General features: G+C 41.4%; 2 protein-coding genes. Both read right to left on the bottom strand.

Features of this window, described 5'->3' with window-relative positions:
* Positions 1-256: 256 nt before the first annotated feature.
* Positions 257-682 carry a hypothetical protein gene (locus L1D60_RS23335; protein WP_048625681.1) on the bottom strand — a complete coding sequence of 142 codons (426 nt, stop codon included), beginning with the start codon at positions 680-682 and terminating at the stop codon, positions 257-259.
* Between the two features lie 138 nt (positions 683-820).
* Positions 821-1,357, bottom strand: coding sequence for an AAA family ATPase (locus L1D60_RS23330; RefSeq protein WP_239843167.1), 537 nt, complete (start codon positions 1,355-1,357; stop codon positions 821-823).
* Between the last annotated feature and the right edge of the window lie 168 nt (positions 1,358-1,525).

Here is a 1,525-nt window from a genome sequence, read left to right as displayed (position 1 = left end):
ACGTATATCAGCATGAGAACCGACGAAATTACTTGCTTCACCTATGCGGTAACACTACTACTGATTTACTAGTAAGGCTCTGGAAATGTGGGAGCAGAAACTTCTACGCTCTTATTGACAGTGGGGGTCATATCAACGCCCTGTTAAGGGGTGAGCAACGCAATACCGAAGCCGCCGCATACCACCTTAAACACTAAAACCAACGCATAGTGAAAATGCCACGCGTTGCGAATCCCTCTTGAACAGTTTGTTAGCTTTATGATTTCCCCAGAAGTTTATTATTTATTTCAACGACTCCGAAGAATAAGATTACCCCTATAACTCCATTTAACACAGCCAAAGCCGATGGAATAAAGAAGGTTGAAAGCTCTTTAGCATTCACCGCAGGCACCAATATAAACTTAACGTTGCATAAGTACCAAAGTAGAACAGGTAGCACCGAATAAGTACACCCTAAAACACGACTAGACAGGCTTAAACTTGATTCCTTCAAAAACGCAGACACAAATCGAAATACCGTAAAAAGCCCGGCACTACCTAGCAAGAAGGTACCAAGCACACCAGCAGCAAAACCAATAATTAATAGGTTTTCGATTATATATATTTCCTGTAGTGCGGTAATGCCTAACAGCAAAGAAATAATTGATGTTACTCGGTAAGCCTTAATTTGTCTGATCCTCATTATTTCTCCCCAGAAAGCTAACGCCCAATTAAGGGGTGAACAACGCCTCCACCCAAACCTAAAGCATTGTGCCATAAACACTAAATTTGAAGTAGAAGCAAAAGTGCCGAGCGTTGTGAATCCCTCTTAAATTGCTTGTTAGCCGTAGCTCATTTTGCTTACGATGAACTGTGCTCTTTCTTTAACTGAAACCTTGGGTACTTCAATTAAGTCGTAGCCAAATTTAATATATGCACTCACCATTTCATGATATGTCGCTATTGCTTCAGCAAGGTCTTGCTTTCGCTCAGCGTCATTTTCGTAGATTTCTTCCCAAGGCGGAAAAATGAAAACTGTACGGCAATAAGTCAGTTCACCACATTTCTCTAACAAAAGATCTGATATAGGTATGTGCTCAAGCTTACTGTACCCATAAGAGTCGATAACACTTCGGTCGTAAAACGTAACTTCAGTACCACCAAATTTTTCGTAATTGTAAATTTCTTCAAGAACCATCTCGTCTCGGAATGCGACCTTGTCCAACCAAGGTAATGCAGTACCTTGCAATTCGACTTGGGATTGGATAACTTTCCGCCCAACTTCAGGTGCATTTGCGTAACCCATCTGACGCAGAAATTCGATAACTGAAGTCTTCCCTGAACCAGGTCCACCTGTAAAAACTACTCGATTATTCAAACAAAACTCCATAGACGGCTAGACATAATGACCCCCACGAGGTGCTAGCCTCCAAAATCGTGGGTTAGCTTAAAGCCAGAGCCATAATTAGTGCGTCAAACAACTAAATTTGGAGGCTAGCATGACTAACGATAGCATAATTTTCATTGGCTTAGATACGCATAAGTC

The sequence above is a fragment of the Vibrio sp. Isolate30 genome, from assembly GCF_022397975.1.
Taxonomy (GTDB): Bacteria; Pseudomonadota; Gammaproteobacteria; order Enterobacterales; family Vibrionaceae; genus Vibrio; species Vibrio fortis.
This window is presented reverse-complemented; position numbering and strand designations above follow the sequence as displayed.

Bases quoted from the DNA above. Each gene is read 5' to 3' on its own strand.
- L1D60_RS23335 (WP_048625681.1), bottom strand. From the start codon at position 682: ATGAGGATCAGACAAATTAAGGCTTACCGAGTAACATCAATTATTTCT.